At 61.6% G+C, this 302-nt stretch carries 1 protein-coding gene; it reads right to left on the reverse strand.

The window, feature by feature from the left end:
* A partial coding sequence (locus B2W52_RS21105; RefSeq protein ID WP_286804024.1) for a UvrD-helicase domain-containing protein occupies nucleotides 1–302 on the reverse strand: 302 nt, incomplete at both ends.

A 302-nucleotide genomic window follows, 5' to 3' on the forward strand; every position in this document is an offset into this window, starting at 1 on the left:
CTAGCGGTGAGGTATCGCCCTTGCCGAACAGGAAGGCGCCGTCCCGGCTGTTCTGGTCACTGTGTTCAAAGACCCGGTTAACCGCCGCCACCATGGACTTGGCGGAGCGGAAGTTCTTACCCAGTGTGTAGGTGCGCTCTTTCACGCCCTGCCGGGCCTGCAGGTAGGTGTAGATGTCGGCCCCCCGAAAGCCGTAAATGGCCTGCTTGGGATCCCCGATCATCAGCAGGCAGGTACCGTGATCACTGCCCGCCACGTTGTAGATGCGGTCGAAGATACGGTACTGCACCGGGTCGGTGTCC

Source organism: Marinobacter sp. UBA2498 (assembly GCF_002341575.1).
Classification (GTDB): Bacteria; Pseudomonadota; Gammaproteobacteria; order Pseudomonadales; family Oleiphilaceae; genus Marinobacter; species Marinobacter manganoxydans.